The sequence below is a fragment of the Christiangramia forsetii KT0803 genome (assembly GCF_000060345.1).
In the GTDB taxonomy this organism is placed as follows: domain Bacteria; phylum Bacteroidota; class Bacteroidia; order Flavobacteriales; family Flavobacteriaceae; genus Christiangramia; species Christiangramia forsetii.
In genome coordinates, this window is sequence record NC_008571.1 from 2,593,139 (window position 1) to 2,613,250 (window position 20,112).

The following is a 20,112-nucleotide window of genomic DNA, read 5'->3' on the forward strand; positions in this document are numbered from 1 at the left end:
GTGATATTAATTGTTGAAAATTCTAGTATGCTGATTGCGATAGGTTTACCCTATCAATACCCTTAGCATAAATGTTATTGAACCTGGTTTGATTACGGCTTTTGCTAGATACATTTTCTGTAGCTACACTTACCGAATCGTTAACGGAAAATTCTCTTTCGAGTACCGTTAATTGTGGTCCTTTGAACTCGATCCAGACGCTTTGTTTTGCATCTTCTCGTACTTTTACTAATCTTTTTTTGTGACCGGTATTATACGGGTCGCGCTCTGAAATTTCCTCTATAATTCCTGTGTAAATTTTCATAAATATTGTTTTGAGGTATGTTTACTTAATTCGTTTTCTATGGTTTCAAGCCAGACCAGATCTTTAGGTTCTGGTAATGGAAAGCCCTGCTGTGCTGAGAAGTCTAAAAATCTACTGATAGCAAGGCTGTTCTCATCTGTTTTTAGATCGGCGGTACTTCGCCATTTTTCTACTTTCTCCCCGAAATACTCTTCTTCCCCTTCGTAAAAAATATCAGGGTTAACTACTTTTTTAAATATGTTTTGCTTGACTTCCTGTAGTGTATGTCCAAAATGCAACCCGAAGTAATTGAATAGAAGATGCTCGTAGCTATTTTGAGCAATAGAGCGCTTCTTTTTCTTTTCAGTAAGCTCAATACGCTTTCCTTTACCGATAAGGTATTTGAAACGCTCTATGGCATTTTGTTTTTCGAGGGGTATGTTCGTGCGGTATATCAATTAAAGTTTGTTTTTATCTATTGCCAAACCTTTTTCTATTAGTCCGAATACGTCGAAATGCCATTCAAAAAGCTTAAATAGTAATTCGTGTTTGCAAGCTGAAATACCTTCGCCGTCATCCCATCGGGAAAAATTTTTATCTTTTTTATGGAATCTTAAAGCAAACCAAGTAGGAACATATTCTAATTCTAATAGATAATCATTTTCATGAAAATCAGAGCTAAAATCAATATCTACTTCATCGTCGAATTCAATTTTTGATAGCTCAACAATCGGCAAAAACTTATTATTATTATGTTTAATATCTTTTGTTAGATCGCTTAAAGGTCTTAGGATAAGTTTGGTGTCTTCTAATTTCCAAACACCACTTGCTCCGTGATAATTCCAATACACTCTATCGCAGCTACCTAATATCCCTGTTATTATAGGATCTGGATAAATTTTAGTTAAACCTTTTATTTTCAAGCCATAAGGCAAATAAGGTGCTAAATGTTTTAATTCTAACTTTTCCATACCTCTACTTCTTTTCTGAATTAAAATAACACAGATAATAATACATCTGCTTTTCTTCGTCCCATCCTTTTTCAAGGAACTTATCCGCGCTCTCAGCGTTCACAAAATCCATTTTGATAGTCATATTGCTGTCAAGTTCAATAACACCTTTAAACTTCTTACGGCTTTCAGAAACAGCCCCATTATCAATAGGAAAAGAAGAAAGATCCTGAACACTATATTTAGGTCCTTTTTCTGTTTTGTAATTCTGGAATTCAGGTATTAAACCCGGGTTTTTGAACTGGCTTAAAAACTGATCTTCGTTAAACTCAAGATCTATCTCATGGGAAAACTTGAAATAGTTTTCTTCTTTTTCCCGGAAAGGTTTTAAATAGTACTCTTTTAAAAGGGGCGTAATTTCATCGTTCAAAGATGTTTGTTCCTGGGAAAGGAATTTACCTTCTCCACGGGATTTGTTGCCTATTTTATGAATGGCAAGATTTGCAATTTGTGCATTAAATAAGTTAATCATTGATGTAGTATTTAATTGTTGATTTTAAAGTAATTGTCTGCCGTAATTGTTGGACGGCATTTAATTTTTTGTTCTTCTACCAGTTCCTGAAGAAATGGTTCAAGCTCTTTAAGATGAAATCCATTATGTCCATCTGAAATTTCTGATTTCTTTTCTACCAGAAATAGTAGTAATGATTTGATATCTTCTTTTTCTTCTGGGGTTAGGTTCATTATTCGTAAATATTAGCAGTGATTTCATAGGTAAAATTCGCTAACTCATCACTCAATAAATCTCCAATGGACTTATCTTGTTTGAAAGAGTTATCTAATTTCCATGCTCCTATTTTTTCACACCAAAAGACTTGCATTTTAGATTGAATATTTCCCTCGTCTGTTTCAGTCCAGTCGCTTAGAATATCGCCTTCAAAAATCTCTTTCGCATTTCTATCTTTAAAGCCTGTAAACTGACTAACTGTATCTTTTTTAACAGGGAAATAATTTGAATCGTCGGTCTCTTTGATAAATTCAACGATATATTGTCCTAGTGGATTGGCATCGATTAGACTGCCATATTTCCACTTTTTAGTTATTAAGCTTTTTCCACGAAATTTTATTTCTCTACCCATATCTTAAAAAGGATTACGATTAAAATTTATTTTCATTCCGTTACTAGCTACACTTACGTTTTTACCAGTAATATTTTCTACAGCTTTTTTAAAATTTACTTCATGGCTGTTCCCGTCTGATAAGTGAATAAGTACAATGTTATTCACCTGGCTTAAATCATTTGCTTTTAGAAATTCCAGGCAGTTCTCCAGACTTAAATGTGAATGGATCACCCGGTTTCTTAGAAACTTTGGATTAGCTCCATTTGCTACTCTTTGATCTATAATTTCCTTGGAATAATTCGCTTCTACTATAATGTTATGAAGCGGCGGAAATACATATTCACAGTATTTAGTATCAGTGATAAAAACTACCCGACCGCAATCTGGATGCACTATATAAAATCCAAATGTTGGTACATCGTGCTTAACTCCGAAAGGTTTGATCTGGAAGTTTCCAATTTTATAAACTTGGTTTTCCATCATCATACAAGCCCGGTGATGCATAGTTGTTCCACAAGCTTCATGCGTTGCTTCAGAAGCCCAAACATTGATTCCGGCTGCCATAGTCTCTTTTATTGATTTGGCATGATCTCCGTGACAATGGGAAACAATAGCTCCGGAAACTTTAGAAAAAGAGAAGTTTAGTGCTTTCTTGATCTCATTGAAGTTTACACCGCATTCGATAAGAAGAGCCTCGGAATCGTTTTCCAATAAATATGCGTTCCCTCGGCTCCCCGATCCTATAATTTTTAAATCCATTAAAGTTCTGTATCTCTTAATTCAACTTTACAAGACAATGAATCTTCCAAAGCCTGAAGTAATTTTAAATCTTCATTAGCTCTATCGCTTTCTTTTTCGCTTTCAGAATAAGCTTTCAAAACCTTGAATCCTGAACCGTCTGAATAATATGAAACAAGTACTTTCATAAATTAAGCTCCAAATCCCGGTGAATTAGCCATTGATGATTGACCTTCTTCCTCAGCCATTGCCTCCTCATAAAGACGTTCATTTTCATCATCTTCATTTTCAGCTTCATTTGTTGGAAACTCATCTTCTTCATAATCGGCATCTTCAATATCTGAAGTATCAAAATTTCGCTTATTAGCTTTGGTTTTAACCTCGTGTTTCAGGTCCTCAGAAGGAACATCGATAATCTTTCTTTCATCTTCATCTTCGTAAAGCACGCTATCGTCACTACTTCTAATCAAAGCATCACAGGCCCTGTTAATGACTGATTTTCTAGCCATACGATCAGGGAACTTTTTATGAGCCGGACTGGTTCCGTTAGCATGACCTTGTTGCCATGCTGCAACAATCTGGGGTTTACTCATGATTTCAACATCAAAAGTCCCATCATTCATTTCCATAATAGCATACGCACCTTTAAACTCATTACTTCCCATACTTTCTAAAGTTTGGGTATGCTTGGTGACTTTCTTTCTACCGGTAGACGGATCTACTTCAAATTCGAAAGTATCATCTTTAAATACTGCATGGGCTTTGATGTCTTTTAATCCGGCATATCTTTTAGCCATGGCAATTTTCCCTGTATAATCTGGAATACATTCTATTTTACCACCGTAAGGCACGAAATAGCATTGCTTTTTCATTGGGTTTAATCCCCAAACTACCATCTTCAAAAGAGCTTCGGATAGACTGGTAACTGAACAGCTTTCTAATACTGGTTTTTTATTTTTATCCTTGGTTTCAGATAAGATCAAATAAGCCGATTTAAGAGAGTTTTCTACTGAATAGTTCTTAGGTATTCTAAGCTCTCCTGTTTGTTCAAACTCGTTGACTTTAGCAAGTACCCTGGTAGATATATCCTGCTTTTTTTGTTTCACTAATTGCTTTGAAGTTTCTGAACTCATGATTTAAATATTAATTGTTAGAATTTAATTTTCTGGATATTATTCCTAGATGAATTTTAGCAATGTGCCCAGGATCATCATAAACCTCTTCTATATCTTCATCAAAATCATTTACCTTTTCGAAACCTTTTTTACAGTCATCAACAAGCATCAAAAGTTTTCTGATCGTTTCATACTGACTTTCACAAATTTGTTCTAGTTCACTTTGAGAGTGTACCTTTCTACCTCTATATTGATTTTTGTATGCCATTAAGCTACAGTTTATAATTGTTCAACATTTGATTCTACTCTTAGCTTCTTATCATCTGGAGAAACAATCAGATTAATAATTTGCGATTGGCTTTCTATAAGATTGGAAACACTTTCTCTGTTATCAATAAATACAGGGGCTGAAACTCCATAATGATCACTAAGGGTATTGATGATATCAATTCCGGCATTGATTTTCGATGCAGTATTTGCATCTGAAAATGGCACACCATTAATAAGTGCCTTACAAGTTGGAGCCTCTGCACCATTAACTTGTGCTTCGAAAAGCTTAAAGTTTACCATCTGGAACTTTTCATTAATGATATTTTCTAGTGTGTCCATCTTAGCCTTATTGAATTGCTCAATTATATACTGATCCTTTTCATAATCTGCAATTTGTTGAGCAAGCTTACCTTCCTCTTCTGAAAGCTCTTCTTTACGCTTGTCAGCTGCAGCGATTTGATCTTTAATAGAAAGCTTAGATTTCAGGTTACTTATCTCAGTAGCGTACTTATCCTTTTCGGTTTTAAGTTCCGATACATCTACTGGTTTAATCTCAGACAATTCCTTATCCAGTATATTGAGCTCGGAAACCTTTCCAGAAATTACCTGGCTATCTTTAATAAGATCTTGTGCAAGCTGTTTTTCGTTTTTAATATTGGTGGAATTATCCTTAGCCGTTTCCAAAGCCTTATCCAGTTCGGTAAGCTCTTCGGTAATTTCTTCAATTTTACCGGTTCCAATTTCAATGCGCTCATCCAAAGTATTGATCCCGATCTTAGCCTCATCTATAAGCTTACCATTGCCTTGACCTTTTGCTGTAATCGCAGCGAGGTCTTTCCTTTTATTTTCATTGAAATTCGATTCCAATTCAGATTTCTTCTGCTCAATATCCTCTGCTTCAAATTCACGCTTACAGGTAGGACACTTGCAATCACTCTCATCCATCTGAAAAGATTCTTTAGCGCGCTTATGCCATTTTTCCAGTAGTTCTTTATTCTGCTTAGAAAGACTTTCAATTTCCTGTTCCTTCTCTTTTTTATCAGCCTTGATCTTAGCTAACGTTTTTTGAGCTTTGGTAAGATCTTCGTTCTTAGCATTGATCTGAGACTGTATATCATTAGAAGCAGATGTCTGTTTTTGATATTCAGATTTAGCTTTCAGGTTTAGCCTATGCTTTTCATCTTCAATCTGGGATTCTAATACATGAATCTGTTTCTGAATTGCAGATTTCTTCTTCTGAACCTCTTTTTCAGATTCCAGTTTATCGGAAATCTGCTTTTCAACCCCTTCCAGTTCTTTTTTATTAGCCTGTATATCTCGTTCCACATCGTCAAAATCAATTGCTTCTGGCTTATTACGCTCCACCTCGTCTATACGGGTAGGAATAACATTGATCTCTTTCTTAGATTTCAGAATGGAAGCTTTTATTTGCTTCTCATATTCTTCCAAAGATTTATTCGTAAGCTTGGAGAAAAGATCTTCAAATTCCGGGTTTCCTTTAGCTACCTGTTCATCTGTAATCCCCCAGGCAATATCTAAAAGCACCTGTCTTTGATCCTGCCACTTTAATAAGTTGAAAGCTGCAGGTGAAGTGATAAGTTTAAAAACACTTTCATCTACCAGACTACTAATTTTAGCCGTGTAGTCTCGTTGGGTCATTGGTACCTCATTCCAACTGTATAAAGTTTCATGACCATTAAATTCAGATACAAGTGCACCTTTCTTTTTGGTCCACTTTTCCCTGTAGGTTCTTTTAAGTCCAATTTCTTCACCGTCTACAGTAATAACAGCCTCTACCTCATGATCTATCTTAGGGATTACCTGGTTATTCTTATCCAGTGTTTTTATCTCGAAATTGGTTCTATCAGTACTATCTTTTCCAAAAAGTAACCAGCTAAAGGCGTCTACAATGGTTGTCTTTCCAGTGGCATTAGCACCCCAAATAGAAGTCTCTTTTTGGAAGTCCTCAATCTTAAGGTTTTTTATTCCTTTAAAATTTCTAAGGATCAAAGATTTAATTTGAATTGTTTTCATGATTGAATATTTAATTGTTGAGTATTTTTTAGTTCTATTTTTAGTTCTTGATTTGGTTCCGGCTTTATGTTTCTGAAGAATTCATTCATAAAGCGTTGTTCCATTACATTGAGTTCATTCGTTCTTTTTCCGTTTACGAGCCAACGACCTTGCGTGTGCTCAATAACCATTACCATTGCTTCCATAATTTTTAAATTGCAACCGGGGCAGAATCCACTTCAGATTTTTTAAAGAATACTTTTTTTCCAAGACGGTATTTTTGAATAATACCTTCCTTTTCATACCGCTGTAAAGTCCTTACAGAAATACCCCCTAAGTATTCACTTAGTCCCTTCCATTCATGTATCCAGTCCGTTGCTTTAGTTTTCATTTTACGCGATTAAATGATTCTTATATGATGTAGATACCAGACCGGTTCTACTTTGAGTTCCGGTTTTTCTGAATAGCCTGGTATTGTGATACTCTAATGTTCTATCAGAAATATTAAGCTCTGCAGCAATGGCTTTATTAGGAAGATCCTTAGCAGCCATTAGGATTATTTTTATATCCCGATTGTTTAACTCATTGTCATTTATTACAATGCACTTTTTATCAAAGTGAAGCGATGGGCAATCTTCGCCGGTTATAAAATTTTCTGAAGGTTGAAGAACTCCTGCAATAACATCAGGCTTCCCGTCTATACCTCCCCACATAAAGAAAGCGTATATCTCTACCTGTTCCACTTTAGAATAAGGCAGTCTATTTTCGTTTCTTAATAATTTGATGAAGCGCTGAGCACCTCTATCATTGGTGTACTCATTAAGAATATCTGTAAATATTGGAGCCGCTATCTTTTTAAAAGGGTAGCTTCTGCCTCCTTGCAGACATAATACTTTCATTCCTTCGCCTTTAGGGATAAATTCAATATCCTCTGGGATCAATGGATTAAGTCCTGCGATTAATTGTGGGTTGTGGTTAGTTGAATACTTCATAATTGAAAATTTTAAATGAATATTAATTGTTGTTGTAATTTTTTATACTAGCCTTTTGATCTTGGGCCATTGATTGTGTTCTGAAATGCAGTTCTTTTTCATGTTCTGCGGAATTACCCTCAATTTTATACTTCTCTTTTGAGGTATCGTTTCTTTGCTGTATCTTTGATGTCAATACTTCGCTACGCCCCTCCTGGGGCATTGATGTGAGTATTAATTGTTGAAGAGCCCCGGAAGTGATGAGCCGGGGCTCACTTTTTTGTGATATACTAATTGTTGAAGAGCATTTTAAAAGGTTTGATGAAGCCTTTAAAGATGAGATTGGCTTAATTAAGCCCGCGACGATACCTCTACTTTTCATGATGGGGGGTTATTAATTGTTGAAATTTTATTAAGCGTAAGCCAGGGGCTTTATTAATCGATTAATTCTGTTATGTTCCCTCGAACAATTACGATTGTTTCTTACTTCAAAAATTGAAACAATCTGCTCGTCTAATACATTTTGAACATTTCCTTTTTTAGCAAATTCCCTCATTACTCTTTCTACATAAAATTTTGCATCGTAATAACTAATTCCCCATAGCTCCATAAGTTGAATACTATTCTGGCGAATTATAAAGTCTATATCTTCAAGACTTAGGAAATTGAACTTTAACTGGATTAGATTTACCATAATTGAAAATTTTTAGTTTGAATATTTATTGATTACTTAACAACCAAAGCCTCTAAGCTCTTGGCGTGTTTCTCGTTTTCTTCTTTGTAGTGGAGGTAAGCTTTAAGTATGAATTTTTCAATCCTTTGGCTTTCATAATGACCTTTAATAACATTTCGGAATATTTGAGGATCTTTATAATACCCACCTCCACGCTCTTTTTTGAACCTATTCTTTTTAGCAAAATCCATAAGTTTACATCCGTAATTGCTGCCTAGTTCTGCTATAATAACTTGTCCTTGTTCTGGTGTCATCGGTATTCCCTTATTTCCGTTTCAAATCTTTTATCGTAGATTTGTTTTTGTTTCATTTTTATTATGGTGCTAATATACAACTGAATTACAACTTTACAACAACAAAATGTATAAAAGTTGTATTCAATATGTTAAATTTTCAGGTATGGCCGAGAAGCCTAGTAAAATCAGGGGGTATAAATTCAGAAAAGCTGTCGAATCTTTAGGATTGGAAAACCCAATTGCAGAAATTTCAACTAATATTAAATATGATAAAGGTAATTTATCTAAAATAATCAACAACAAATTACAACCTTCTAAAAGTGTTGTAGAAAAATTTGAGAATTTCTACAACTTGAAGATTGAGGATTTTAAATATGATAATTTTTCAGAAGAAGCTTTGCCTGTAGATTTTAATAGTTATATGAAAATACCTATTATAAACCATAGGGCAAGGGCTGGTTTTCTGTCAGGTTGGGGTGATCCAGAGTATATTCAAGAGCTACCTACTACACTATGGGAAGTTGACAAAGAGTACAAAGGTAAATATGTTTGCTTTGAAGTTACCGGTGACAGTATGGATAACAATACCAGGGAAAGTATTGTCGAGAATGATACTTTATTATGCAGGGAGATTCAAAGAGTACACTGGAAAAATAAGCTCCATCTGCATAGATGGAAAAATTTTGTAATTGTCCATAGAGAAGAAGGCATATTAATAAAGAGAGTTCTTGAACATGATACCGAAACAGGTAAATTGATTCTTCAATCGCTTAATCCTATGTATGAAGATCAAACAGTTTATATGGATGATCTCATAGCTATTTTCAATGTGATTGATATTAAAAGAAGTTTGTAAAAGTATATAAAATGAAAAAACTATTTACCCTTATACTAATAACATTATTAATTTCTTGCGCAGTAGAGGATGATGTTAAAATTAAAAATGGTGTGAGGGAATATCTCAAGGAAACTTTGCATAATCCAAATTCATTAGAAGAAATTGATTGGAATATAAATAGAGAATGGAAATTTAAGCTTAAGGATTCTGCAGATACTAATAGCCCCATGATTTTAGATGTTGAATCTATGTCTCAAAAAAACGATAGTATTTCTGAGATGAAATTTGTAAGATTAACTTACCGTGCTGAAAATGGATATGGAGCTCTCAGAAAATCTGAAACTTATGCTATATATTTCGAACAAACAGATATACTTCAATTTGAGGAGGCCGCATATTCAATAAAAAATAAAATATTATTAGATATACAAGCTGATAATTTGGTTAATCCTAGAAGGTTATTTTTAAGGAATCAATTCTTTTTAAGAAACCAAGGCGAAGCTACATCGAAAGATTTTTATTTGAAATATCCTGAATTCAATTGACTTTCCCATAATGTGCATCCCACTTCTCTCTTAACCTATCTGCGTGTTGAGTTGGAGTAATCTTTAATTTGAATTTTATATATTTGCTATTCTAAATAGCGAAACGCCAGAAAGTTGTAGCTTACTGACGTTTCTAACATTCACAATTAATCTGACTAATCATGAATACTTCTGCAAATCTAGACAAATCTCTTGCTTACAAAAATTTATCTTTAGAAACTTTAAAAGATGAATTTTGGCTGCCTATTCCAAAATATGAGCAATTCTATAAAGTCTCTAATTTAGGTAGAGTTCAAAGTTTAGATAGACAAAGATGGACAGGAAGTGGATACCACTTAAAGGAAGGTATCATATTAAAACAAAGCCTTACAACTACTGGATACTTAAGAGTAAACTTATGTGAAAAAGGAAATAGAAAAGTATGGAAGGTTCATCAACTAGTCGCAATAACTTTCTTAAGTCATACTCCTTGTGGGTTGATAAGAGTTGTAGATCATATAGATGGAAATCCTTTAAATAATAAGCTTAGCAATCTCAGAATAGTTACAAACAGAGAGAACACTAATAACTCTAGGAAAAATACGTTGTCTAAATTTATAGGAGTTAGTTGGAATCATAATGCAGGAAAATGGAGAGCTAGTATAGTTGTTTCTAGAAAATTAATACATCTTGGTTACTATTCTGATGAAAAAAAAGCCGCAGAAGCTTATAGAAATGCTTTTAATTTAGTGAATAACAATATGGATTTAAGAAATCAATTTAAACTTCAATTAATCTCGTAGTGTTTATTCCATTTTTCCATAAGTCTTTCCGCATGTTGCTTCGGTGTGACCCTAATGTACTTTAGAAAATTTTTCTCGGAAGTATGCCCAGTTACATTCATTATCGTCAAAGAATCAATCCCCATCAAATAATTATTGGTTGCAAAAGATCTTCTGCAGGTATGTGAGCTTATGAGTTGCCATTTGGGAAAGTTCCCTACTTTTTTTCTCATGATATCATGATCCTTTGAATCTTTACCTATGCTTTCCATTTTAGATCCATAGGTGAAATTTTTAAACCCGGCTTCCTCAAAAACTTCTTTTATGTAAACATTGAAATTCTGGCTTTTGATTTTCCTGGGCATTCCGTATTCCTTAATAATTTCTTTAATCTGCCAGTGAACAGGAATTACAACCGTTTTTCCAGAAGTATTTTTTGTCTTTTCTGGTTTTATAGTTATGTAATCTTCTTTAATTTCTTTTACCCGGTGCCAGTCAGATATTCTTAGACCGGTCCAGCATCCTATAATAAACCAATTTCTTGCATTAAGCTGATAATCTTTTTCTGGTATGAAATCATAGATTCTTTGAATTTCACTTTCATCGCAGTAAACCGAGATCGTTTCATTATTCGGTAGGTAGAATTCATCTGATAAAATAAAGTTATTTACCGGGTGCTCTTTACTGGCAGCTTTAGCAAATACTTTTATGTTTTTAAGATCCGTTCCAATGGTATTATCTGCCAATCCTTTTCCTTCAAAATATTTTATAAATTCCGTATGAAAATGCTGATCCAGATTTTTAAAGTTTACCTGGAACTTATTTTGAGTGAATTCCTTCAGCTTATTGATAGCTCCATTGTATTTTTTTAAGGTCCCTTCAGAATAAGGTTTTTTAGTTCTGGGATTGTTATTGACTTTGGCCCACTCATAATAATTATTGCAGAATTCTAAAAAAGAAATTCCTTTCCTGTCATCTATAGACAACCATAGCTTTTCTAAGAAAGGAATACTTATATCTTCTCCTTTCACTTTTTCTTCAAAGTGTTTTTGTATTTTTTCCAGACGCTCATTTATCTTTCCGGAATAAGCAAAAGTGGAAACTTTATCTTTTACTTTTTGTTTATTTGTGTCCCAGGCATCTGCCGGAATTTGTTCCCCGGTAGATTTCCGAAAAGGAGAAACCCCTCTTTTATAAGAGAACCTGAAAATGATCGTTGCAATATTTTTATTTTTTCTTACGTAGAATGAACTTGTAGCCATGTGTCAACATTTGTGCTAACATAATGGTTTTTATTAACTTTTAATGTCGTTTTCTGACGTTTATAAAAAATTACATTTATGCAACGATACCGCCCTGTTCAACTGTAATCCGCTTTAAATAGTGACGTTATAAAAACTATAGGTTATAGCCCCGCTCCGGGTACTACTCTTCAAAAAATATTTTCCATAAATACATTTTAGTTTAAAAACAATCAGTCCGAACAAGGGCTTTCTTTTATGGATTATAAAATATTGTTTAATCTTTTAATGTAAAAATTAAACATTTTAACATTTTGCTAATTAAGATAAGCTTTTAATTGTTTAGTTTTGTTTAACTCCTAATGATAAATATGGAACACATAAAGCAAAATTTCAGTATTAAAGATCTTGAGCATCTTAGTGGAATTAAAGCCCACACTATTAGAATATGGGAAAAGAGATATGATATTCTTAATCCTGAACGCACAGATACTAATATTAGGAGTTATAGCAATGAAAATCTGCAAAAGTTACTGAACATAGCTTTTCTAAATAGTCACGGCTACAAGATCTCCAGAATTTCTAAAATGGAAGATAAGCAGATCAACGATCTGGTTAATAGAATCTCAGCATCATCGAGCGAAGAGAATAGAGCAAAAAACTCCTTTAAACTTGCCATGATGAGTTTTGACGACAGGCTATTTCAACGAACCTTTAATAGCCTTAGAGAAAAGAAAACCTTTAGAGAAGTCTTTTATGATGTTTTCATTCCTCTTCTGGAAGAAATTGGATTATTATGGCAAACAGACACTATTAAACCCATCCACGAACACTATATTGTAGAATTAATAAAGCAAAAGATTTATTTAAATATTGCTGATGAAAAATCTGAAGTTCCTAATGTAGATGATGAAAAACTATATGTTCTTTTTCTGCCCGACAATGAAATTCACGACGTAGGAATACTTTACTTAAATTATGAGCTACTTAATTCCGGTAAAAATGCGATTTACCTGGGTCCTAGCCTTCCATTGAATAATATGGAGTACTTAATGGAAATCCACAAGAACATCATTTTCGTAAGTTACTTAACCATATCACCGGTGAACACGAACATAAAAGAATTTATAAGGGATTTCGAAGAAAAAATATGTCACGAAAAAAATCATGAACTCTACTTATTTGGCCAGAGAATTAAGGAACTTAAAGAAACAGAGCTTTCTAGTAATATAAAAATATACCATTCTATTTCCGAATTTGTTAATACCCTATAAATACATCTAATGCCTCAAAAAATTAATATCATAGGATCTGGGTTTTCATCACTTGCAGCTTCTTGCTATTTAGCAAAAGCGGGTTATGAGGTAGAAGTCTTTGAAAAAAACGCCAGTATTGGAGGAAGAGCCAGGCAATTAAAAAAAGATGGATTCACTTTTGACATTGGTCCTACCTGGTATTGGATGCCCGATGTTTTTGAACGTTTCTTTTCAGATTTTAACAAATCAGCTTCTGAATATTATAAATTAAACAAACTAGATCCTGCGTACCAGGTATATTTTGGAGAAAATGATTCGGTCATTATTCCAGGATCGCTTGAGGAAATCTATCAAAATTTCGAGAATGTTGAAAAGGGAAGTTCGGACAAACTCAAAAAGTTTATAAAGAAAGCAAAAGACAACTATGATATTGCTATAAAAGATCTGGTATATCGCCCTGGGATAACCCCTGTAGAATTGGTTACCCCGGCAACGGCTACAAGAATGTCAAGATTTTTCACCAATATTAGCAGTGAAGTTCGCAAAGAATTTAGCAATGAAAAACTTCGCAAAATTCTTGAATTTCCGGTACTCTTCCTGGGAGCTAAACCAAGTGACACTCCGGCTTTTTATAGTTTTATGAATTATGCCGATTTTGGTCTTGGCACCTGGCATCCGGAAGGCGGCATGTATAAGGTTATTGAAGGAATTCAGAAACTCGCTGAATCACTAGGGGTGAAATTTCAGGTAAATTCACCCGTTGATACAATTATCACTGAAAATGGTACCGCCAAAGGTATTACCGTAAATGGAATAGATCATCTTTCTAATATCGTCCTTTCAGGAGCAGATTATCATCATTCTGAATCATTACTATCAAAAAAGGAAAGACAATATTCTGAAAAATACTGGAAGAAGAAGACATTCGCTCCTTCATCTTTACTTTTTTATATAGGATTTGATAAGAAAATAAAGAATGTTTCACATCACACGCTTTTCTTTGATTCTAGTTTTGAAGATCATGCAAAAGATATTTATGATGATCCGAAATGGCCGGAAAACCCGTTGTTTTATGCCAGTTTCCCTTCAATAACCGATGGCTCCTGTGCTCCTGAAGGAAAAGAAGCCGGAATATTTTTAATTCCTCTTGCACCAGACCTCGAAGACACAGAAGATTTGAGAGAACACTATTTTAATCTAATTATTGATCGTTTTGAGAAAATCACAGATCAAAAATTAAAATCAAATATTATATTTAAAGAATCCTTTTGCGTAAAAGATTTTAAAGAAGATTACAATTCTTATAAAGGCAATGCATACGGTATGGCCAATACTCTTTTTCAGACTGCATTTTTAAGACCAAAATTGAAAAGTAAGAAAGTTGACCAGCTTTATTTTACGGGACAGTTAACTGTTCCCGGTCCGGGAGTTCCTCCATCATTAATTTCAGGAAAACTCGCCGCCGGACTGATAGAAAAATATAAAAAAAACTGATATGAAAACTATCTTTGACATCGTATCCAGAGAATGCAGTAAGACCGTAACCAATTCTTACAGTACCTCATTTTCTTTGGCTACCAAAATGCTTGCCCCCTCCATTAGGCAGGATATTTATAATATATATGGATTTGTGAGGTTTGCTGATGAAATCGTAGATTCATTTCACGACTACGATAAAGAAAGGCTTTTTGCTGATTTTGAGAATGATCTCTACAAAGCTATCGACTCAAAAATATCTTTGAATCCAATTCTTAATTCTTTTCAGGAAACAGTACATAAATATTCTATTCAGGAAGAACTATATAGTTCGTTTATGGATAGCATGAGATTAGATCTTCACAAATCTGAATATTTAAGCATGGAAGAATATAAACAGTATATTTATGGAAGTGCCGATGTGGTTGGATTAATGTGCCTAAAAGTATTTGTTCACGGTGATGATAAAAGATATGAAGAATTAAAAGAATCTGCTATGAGCCTTGGCTCTGCTTTTCAGAAAGTAAACTTTTTAAGAGACCTGAAAGCAGATTATGAAGACCTCAGTAGAAGTTATTTTCCAAATGTTGATCTATCCCAATTAAATGAAATCAACAAAGAACAAATTATAAAAGAGATAGAGGATGATTTCCATAAAGGCTTAAAAGGTATTGCACATTTGCCAGTAGAAGCTAAATTTGGAGTTTATACCGCATATATTTACTATAGAAAATTATTACAAAAATTAAAGAGAATACCTTCACTGGAAATTAGAAATCGCAGAGTAAGAGTTCCCAATTATCAAAAAGCCGGACTACTTGCTAAATCTTATATTTCATACAGGTTAAACCTTATATAAAAGTATAGAAGAATGAATATTTTATTATGGATAGTGGTTTTTCTTGGCACCTTTATGATGATGGAAGGAATGGCCTGGTTTACTCACAAATATGTGATGCATGGTTTCTTATGGAAACTTCATCAAGACCATCACAAAAAAGAACATAGTAGCTGGTGGGAGAGAAACGATCTTTTCTTTGTTTTTTATGCCTTTGTTAGTATTGGATGTTTTCTACTGTGGCGATACGAAGATGTTTGGATAGGCTTGCCCATTGGACTTGGTATTCTAGCTTACGGAATTACTTATTTTACGGTTCACGATATATTTATACACCAGCGTTTTAAGATATTCCGAAATGCGAGTAATAAATATGCCAAAGGCATTAGAAGAGCTCATAAAATGCATCATAAGCATTTAGGTAAAGATCACGGTGAATGCTTCGGAATGCTTTTCGTACCTTTTAAATACTTCAGAAAATAATAAAAATTTCAATAAGATGACAACGCCAGATTATTACTACGTCATTATTGGTGGTGGTTTGGCAGGACTTCAACTAGCTTTGCGCCTACATCAGGATGTTTTCTTCAAAGGGAAGAAAATTGCCATTATTGAACCTTCCAATAAATCTATAAACGACAAAACCTGGTGTTTTTGGGAAGAAGGTCGTGGTAGTTGGGATCATTTAATTACGAAAAAGTGGAAAAAAGGGAAGTTCATTTCTTCGGAAATTACCAAGGATCTAGACCTTGATCCATATTCATATAAAATGCTGAGATCACTCGACTTTTATGAATATGCGAAAGAAAAACTAGAAACTTCAGAAAATATATTTTTCATAAAAGATAAGATCACCAAAATAGACCAGGTTACCAGAACGGCAATCGGGGAAGCTAGTAATTACACTGCCACCCATTTTTTTGATAGTCGACCTCCTTCTAATTTTGAAAAGGATGAAAAATCGTCGATCATTTACCAGCATTTTAAGGGCATTAAAATCAAGACTGAAAAAGCTCATTTTAATCCTGATGTTTTTACCATGATGGATTATAGGATCAAACATAAAGACAACACCTGTTTCACTTATATTTTACCGACCGCTAAAAATGAGGCGTTGATTGAATTTACTTTTTTCACTCCATCACTTACAGATGAAAAGGTGTACGACGATAAAATTGAGCAGTATATTAGGTCTATATTAAAAATTGATGATTATGGAGAGTTAGAATCAGAAAAGGGAATCATTCCCATGACCGATTATCCCTTCCATGATCAAAACTCAAAATATATCACGAAAATAGGTACAGCCGGAGGTTGGGTTAAAGCTTCTTCAGGATATTCTTTTAAAAACACTGAAAGGAAAATTGACAAATTGATTGATAATATAAAGAGCGGACTAAAACTTTCTGCCAATCTTATGAGTAAAAAGTATCAGTTTTATGATGCTATATTCCTGGATGTTTTGGAGCAACGAAATGACCTTGGGGAATCGCTTTTCACAAAATTATACACTAAAAATAGTATTCAGGATATCTTCAGATTTCTTGATGAAGAGACAAGCTTTTCAGAAGAACTAAAGATTATGCTTTCCCTATACCATGCTCAATTTCTGAAATCATTTTTTCGGAAGATTTAATGCTATTCTATAAGTAGTTTATCCAGCGTTTTTCTAAAACTATCGCTATTCCAGTCTGCCGAACCAACTTTATCGATGACTATACTTCCATCTTTAGATAAAACATAAGTTGTTGGTAATGTTCTGCCATCCATAGGTTCTGGTGCTTTCGTAAGCATCTTGTAAGAAGGCAACGTAAAGCGTTTCCGCTTCATATAATTATCTGTTGTTTCGTGCTGTTCCCCAGAAACGAATATAAATGTTACTTTATCTCCATAATCTTCATAAAGTTCTTGGAAACTAGGCATTTCAGCGATACAAGGTGGGCACCAGGTAGCCCAGAAATTTATGATAACTACCTCATTCTGAAATTCAGAAAATTCAACTCGCTTGCCCCGTTTATTTTCAAGCACCCAATTATAATTAGAAATTTTCGCCCTATCATCTTCATCATTTACTGAAGGTGCAAAGGAGATCAATTTATTTACAAAGATTTGGATTGGCTTTCTGGTCTGGGGAATAACCATCGCCAGTATAATGACGATAATGATAATATTAGACCATTGATTTTTAAATAACTTCATGGATAGGGGAACTAAATTTTTGCAAAGTTAATACATAAAAAAACTCCCTGAAAAGGGAGCTTTCTTTTTATAATTTCAGCTTAAAATTAAGCTGCATTTTGCTTCTTGATAAGATTAAGAGCTGATCCATGCTTATACCACTCAATTTGAGGGTTATTGTATGTATGATTAGCCTTTATAGTATCCTTACTTCCATCTGCATGAACAATTTCAATTGTTAATGGCGTATCTGGAGCAAAGTTCTCAAGATCTGTAAAGTTGAAAGTATCATCTTCCTGAATAAGATCATAATCGCTTTCATTCGCAAAAGTAAGACCTAACATTCCTTGTTTTTTAAGGTTTGTTTCATGGATACGGGCAAAAGATTTTACCAATACCACCTTTACACCTAAATGTCTCGGTTCCATAGCAGCATGCTCTCTAGAAGAACCTTCCCCATAGTTATGATCTCCCACCACTACAGTTGGAATTCCTTCTTTTTTGTATTCTCTCTGTACTGCCGGTACTCCATCGTACTCTCCGGTTATCTGACTCTTTACAAAGTTTGATTTCTTATTGTAAGCATTAATAGCTCCAATCAAACAGTTGTTAGAAATATTATCTAAATGACCTCTGTAACGTAACCATGGCCCCGCCATAGAGATATGATCTGTAGTACATTTACCCCATGCTTTGATTAGAAGTTTGGCTCCAGTAAGGTTTTTACCATCCCAAGGCTCAAATGGGGTAAGTAATTCTAGTCTTTCACTATCTTCTGCTACTTTTACCTCAACGCTACCACCATCTTCTTTTGGAGCAACATATCCTGCATCTTCTACAGCAAATCCTTTTGTTGGAAGCTCAATTCCTTGTGGCTCGTCTAACATCACTTCTTCCCCATCTTCATTCATCAACTTATCACGAGTCGGGTCAAAATCAAGTCTACCAGAAATTGCAATTGCTGCAACCAATTCTGGAGAACCTACAAAGGCATGTGTATTTGGGTTTCCATCTGCACGTTTAGAGAAGTTACGGTTAAAAGAATGGACAATAGTGTTTTTCTCTTCGCCTTTTCTATCTGAGCGATCCCACTGACCGATACATGGCCCACAGGCATTGGTAAAGATAGTCGCATCAAGATCTTCAAAGATCTGAAGCAATCCGTCTCTTTCCGCAGTAAATCTAATTTGTTCAGATCCCGGGTTAATTCCGAAATCAGATTTTGCTTTTACTTTCTTATCAACCGCTTGTTTTGCGATAGACGCAGCTCTGGTAAGATCTTCATAAGAAGAGTTGGTACAGGAACCAATAAGACCCCAATCTACATTAATTGGCCAGTCATGCTCCTTGGCTTTAGTTGCCATTTCAGAAATAGGAGTGGCAAGATCTGGAGTAAACGGTCCATTTAAGTGAGGTTTTAATTCATCTAAATTGATCTCGATCACTTCATCAAAATACTGCTCAGGATTTGCATAAACTTCATCATCACCAGTTAGGTGTTCACGAACTTCATTTGCTGCATCAGCAACATCAGCTCTATTGGTAGCTTTTAGGTAACGCTCCATAGAGTCGTCATAACCAAAAGTTGAAGTGGTTGCACCTACTTCAGCTCCCATATTACAAATAGTACCTTTACCAGTACAGGATAGATTACGTGCACCTTCACCAAAATATTCTATAATTGCCCCGGTACCTCCCTTTACAGTAAGAATCCCGGCAACCTTTAAGATCACATCTTTAGAAGAAGTCCAACCGGAAAGTTTTCCTGTCAACTTCACTCCTATTAGTTTAGGGAACTTAAGTTCCCAGGGCATTCCAGCCATTACATCAACCGCATCTGCTCCACCAACACCAATCGCTACCATTCCTAACCCACCGGCATTTACCGTGTGAGAATCTGTACCGATCATCATTCCGCCTGGAAATGCATAGTTTTCAAGAACTACCTGGTGAATAATACCTGCACCTGGCTTCCAGAATCCAATTCCGTATTTATTTGATACCGATTCCAGAAAATCAAAAACTTCACTACTCGATTTGTTAGCCGACTGTAAATCTATAGCTGCTCCCATTTTCGCCTGAATAAGGTGATCACAGTGAACAGTTGTAGGAACAGCAACCTGCTTTTTCCCGGCCTGCATGAACTGCAATAAAGCCATTTGAGCCGTTGCATCCTGACAGGCTATTCTGTCTGGTGAAAATTCTACATAATCCTTCCCTCTGGCGTAAGCTTCATTAGCCTTACCGTCCCATAAGTGAGAATAAAGGATCTTTTCTGAAAGTGTCAAAGGTTTCCCAACAACTTCACGTGCAGTATTCACACGTTCGGCCATTTGGCTATAAACCTTCTTAATCATATCAATATCGTATGCCATATTCTGTTTAATTTATGTTCTAAAAAAGTCTTGCAAAAATAGGAATTTTTAAGGGATTTTGAAAATTAGAGGTAATAGTCAGAATTTAGTATAAATAATTTCTGAAATTATAATTTTGACCTCTAAAAATTCAGTAAAACTCAATAATAAGATAGAAAATTGAGAATTTATCAA

The 20,112-nt window shown here is 34.6% G+C and carries 28 protein-coding genes; 8 read left to right on the plus strand and 20 right to left on the minus strand.

What is annotated here, in order from left to right:
• Window positions 1-22: 22 nt before the first annotated feature.
• Genes GFO_RS11665 through GFO_RS11740 form a run of 17 tightly spaced genes read right to left on the minus strand, consistent with a single transcriptional unit; the run spans window position 23 to window position 8,448 of the window.
• Complete coding sequence (locus GFO_RS11665) at window positions 23-304, minus strand: hypothetical protein (RefSeq protein ID WP_011710336.1); 282 nt, start codon at window positions 302-304, stop codon at window positions 23-25.
• Window positions 301-741 carry a hypothetical protein gene (locus GFO_RS11670; protein ID WP_011710337.1) on the minus strand — a complete coding sequence of 147 codons (441 nt, stop codon included), beginning with the start codon at window positions 739-741 and terminating at the stop codon, window positions 301-303. Before GFO_RS11670 ends, GFO_RS11665 begins: the two co-directional genes overlap by 4 nt.
• Entirely contained in the window at window positions 742-1,254 is a 513-nt protein-coding gene (locus tag GFO_RS11675) for a hypothetical protein (protein WP_011710338.1), read from the minus strand.
• Between the two features lie 4 nt (window positions 1,255-1,258).
• Entirely contained in the window at window positions 1,259-1,765 is a 507-nt protein-coding gene (locus tag GFO_RS11680) for a nucleoid-associated protein (RefSeq protein ID WP_011710339.1), read from the minus strand.
• Window positions 1,766-1,776: 11 nt separating this feature from the next.
• Entirely contained in the window at window positions 1,777-1,977 is a 201-nt protein-coding gene (locus tag GFO_RS11685; protein WP_011710340.1) for a hypothetical protein, read from the minus strand.
• Window positions 1,977-2,372, minus strand: a complete 396-nt coding sequence (locus GFO_RS17335; protein WP_011710341.1) for a YopX family protein — start codon at window positions 2,370-2,372, stop codon at window positions 1,977-1,979. The genes GFO_RS11685 and GFO_RS17335 overlap by 1 nt, the downstream gene beginning before the upstream one ends.
• Before the next feature lie 3 nt (window positions 2,373-2,375).
• Complete coding sequence (locus GFO_RS11695) at window positions 2,376-3,113, minus strand: MBL fold metallo-hydrolase (protein ID WP_011710342.1); 738 nt, start codon at window positions 3,111-3,113, stop codon at window positions 2,376-2,378.
• Complete coding sequence (locus tag GFO_RS17755) at window positions 3,113-3,280, minus strand: hypothetical protein (RefSeq protein WP_011710343.1); 168 nt, start codon at window positions 3,278-3,280, stop codon at window positions 3,113-3,115. The genes GFO_RS11695 and GFO_RS17755 overlap by 1 nt, the downstream gene beginning before the upstream one ends.
• Before the next feature lie 3 nt (window positions 3,281-3,283).
• Window positions 3,284-4,225 carry a recombinase RecT gene (locus GFO_RS11700; protein WP_011710344.1) on the minus strand — a complete coding sequence of 314 codons (942 nt, stop codon included), beginning with the start codon at window positions 4,223-4,225 and terminating at the stop codon, window positions 3,284-3,286.
• Window positions 4,226-4,235: 10 nt separating this feature from the next.
• Window positions 4,236-4,475 carry a hypothetical protein gene (locus tag GFO_RS11705; RefSeq protein ID WP_011710345.1) on the minus strand — a complete coding sequence of 80 codons (240 nt, stop codon included), beginning with the start codon at window positions 4,473-4,475 and terminating at the stop codon, window positions 4,236-4,238.
• A gap of 11 nt (window positions 4,476-4,486) precedes the next feature.
• Complete coding sequence (locus tag GFO_RS11710) at window positions 4,487-6,511, minus strand: AAA family ATPase (RefSeq protein WP_011710346.1); 2,025 nt, start codon at window positions 6,509-6,511, stop codon at window positions 4,487-4,489.
• Window positions 6,508-6,696 carry a hypothetical protein gene (locus GFO_RS11715; RefSeq protein ID WP_041250113.1) on the minus strand — a complete coding sequence of 63 codons (189 nt, stop codon included), beginning with the start codon at window positions 6,694-6,696 and terminating at the stop codon, window positions 6,508-6,510. Before GFO_RS11715 ends, GFO_RS11710 begins: the two co-directional genes overlap by 4 nt.
• A 5-nt stretch (window positions 6,697-6,701) precedes the next feature.
• The gene (locus GFO_RS11720; protein ID WP_011710348.1) at window positions 6,702-6,881 is read right to left on the minus strand and encodes a helix-turn-helix domain-containing protein; all 180 of its coding nucleotides are present in this window, start codon (window positions 6,879-6,881) and stop codon (window positions 6,702-6,704) included.
• A 1-nt stretch (window position 6,882) separates the two neighbouring features.
• Complete coding sequence (locus GFO_RS17340) at window positions 6,883-7,482, minus strand: LuxR C-terminal-related transcriptional regulator (RefSeq protein WP_011710349.1); 600 nt, start codon at window positions 7,480-7,482, stop codon at window positions 6,883-6,885.
• A 22-nt stretch (window positions 7,483-7,504) separates the two neighbouring features.
• Window positions 7,505-7,843: a hypothetical protein gene (locus tag GFO_RS11730; protein ID WP_011710350.1), complete on the minus strand. Its 339-nt coding sequence runs from the start codon at window positions 7,841-7,843 to the stop codon at window positions 7,505-7,507.
• A 30-nt stretch (window positions 7,844-7,873) separates the two neighbouring features.
• On the minus strand, window positions 7,874-8,155 hold the full coding sequence (locus GFO_RS11735) for a hypothetical protein (RefSeq protein WP_011710351.1): 282 nt from the start codon (window positions 8,153-8,155) through the stop codon (window positions 7,874-7,876).
• Window positions 8,156-8,187: 32 nt separating this feature from the next.
• Window positions 8,188-8,448 (minus strand): hypothetical protein, encoded by a 261-nt coding sequence (locus tag GFO_RS11740; RefSeq protein ID WP_011710352.1) that lies wholly within the window; start codon window positions 8,446-8,448, stop codon window positions 8,188-8,190.
• A gap of 145 nt (window positions 8,449-8,593) precedes the next feature.
• On the opposite strand from GFO_RS11740, the gene GFO_RS11745 reads away from it, so the two are divergent.
• The 3 genes from GFO_RS11745 (at window position 8,594) to GFO_RS17345 (ending at window position 10,595) form a co-directional block, all read left to right on the plus strand.
• Complete coding sequence (locus GFO_RS11745) at window positions 8,594-9,286, plus strand: LexA family transcriptional regulator (protein ID WP_049792108.1); 693 nt, start codon at window positions 8,594-8,596, stop codon at window positions 9,284-9,286.
• Window positions 9,287-9,297: 11 nt separating this feature from the next.
• Window positions 9,298-9,813 (plus strand): hypothetical protein, encoded by a 516-nt coding sequence (locus tag GFO_RS11750; RefSeq protein WP_011710354.1) that lies wholly within the window; start codon window positions 9,298-9,300, stop codon window positions 9,811-9,813.
• Window positions 9,814-9,974: 161 nt separating this feature from the next.
• A complete protein-coding gene (locus GFO_RS17345) occupies window positions 9,975-10,595 on the plus strand; it encodes an NUMOD4 motif-containing HNH endonuclease (RefSeq protein WP_011710355.1) in 621 nt (206 codons plus the stop codon).
• Here GFO_RS17345 and GFO_RS11765 read toward each other — a convergent pair.
• On the minus strand, window positions 10,580-11,836 hold the full coding sequence (locus GFO_RS11765; protein WP_011710356.1) for a phage integrase SAM-like domain-containing protein: 1,257 nt from the start codon (window positions 11,834-11,836) through the stop codon (window positions 10,580-10,582). The genes GFO_RS17345 and GFO_RS11765 overlap by 16 nt on opposite strands.
• A gap of 350 nt (window positions 11,837-12,186) precedes the next feature.
• Between GFO_RS11765 and GFO_RS11770 the strand changes: the two genes are divergently transcribed.
• The 5 genes from GFO_RS11770 to GFO_RS11790 are packed head-to-tail and all read left to right on the plus strand — an operon-like array spanning window position 12,187 to window position 17,021.
• Window positions 12,187-13,089: a MerR family transcriptional regulator gene (locus tag GFO_RS11770; RefSeq protein ID WP_041250114.1), complete on the plus strand. Its 903-nt coding sequence runs from the start codon at window positions 12,187-12,189 to the stop codon at window positions 13,087-13,089.
• 9 nt (window positions 13,090-13,098) lie between these two features.
• Window positions 13,099-14,565, plus strand: a complete 1,467-nt coding sequence (locus tag GFO_RS11775; protein WP_011710358.1) for a phytoene desaturase family protein — start codon at window positions 13,099-13,101, stop codon at window positions 14,563-14,565.
• A 1-nt stretch (window position 14,566) separates the two neighbouring features.
• Window positions 14,567-15,406 carry a phytoene/squalene synthase family protein gene (locus tag GFO_RS11780; RefSeq protein WP_011710359.1) on the plus strand — a complete coding sequence of 280 codons (840 nt, stop codon included), beginning with the start codon at window positions 14,567-14,569 and terminating at the stop codon, window positions 15,404-15,406.
• A gap of 12 nt (window positions 15,407-15,418) precedes the next feature.
• Complete coding sequence (locus GFO_RS11785) at window positions 15,419-15,868, plus strand: sterol desaturase family protein (RefSeq protein WP_011710360.1); 450 nt, start codon at window positions 15,419-15,421, stop codon at window positions 15,866-15,868.
• A gap of 16 nt (window positions 15,869-15,884) precedes the next feature.
• On the plus strand, window positions 15,885-17,021 hold the full coding sequence (locus tag GFO_RS11790; RefSeq protein ID WP_011710361.1) for a lycopene cyclase family protein: 1,137 nt from the start codon (window positions 15,885-15,887) through the stop codon (window positions 17,019-17,021).
• A 2-nt stretch (window positions 17,022-17,023) separates the two neighbouring features.
• On the opposite strand, the gene GFO_RS11795 is transcribed toward GFO_RS11790, so the two are convergent.
• Together GFO_RS11795 and GFO_RS11800 are read right to left on the minus strand one after the other, a co-directional pair.
• Window positions 17,024-17,584: a TlpA family protein disulfide reductase gene (locus GFO_RS11795; protein WP_011710362.1), complete on the minus strand. Its 561-nt coding sequence runs from the start codon at window positions 17,582-17,584 to the stop codon at window positions 17,024-17,026.
• A gap of 86 nt (window positions 17,585-17,670) precedes the next feature.
• Window positions 17,671-19,938 carry an aconitate hydratase gene (locus GFO_RS11800; RefSeq protein WP_011710363.1) on the minus strand — a complete coding sequence of 756 codons (2,268 nt, stop codon included), beginning with the start codon at window positions 19,936-19,938 and terminating at the stop codon, window positions 17,671-17,673.
• Window positions 19,939-20,112 lie beyond the last annotated feature (174 nt).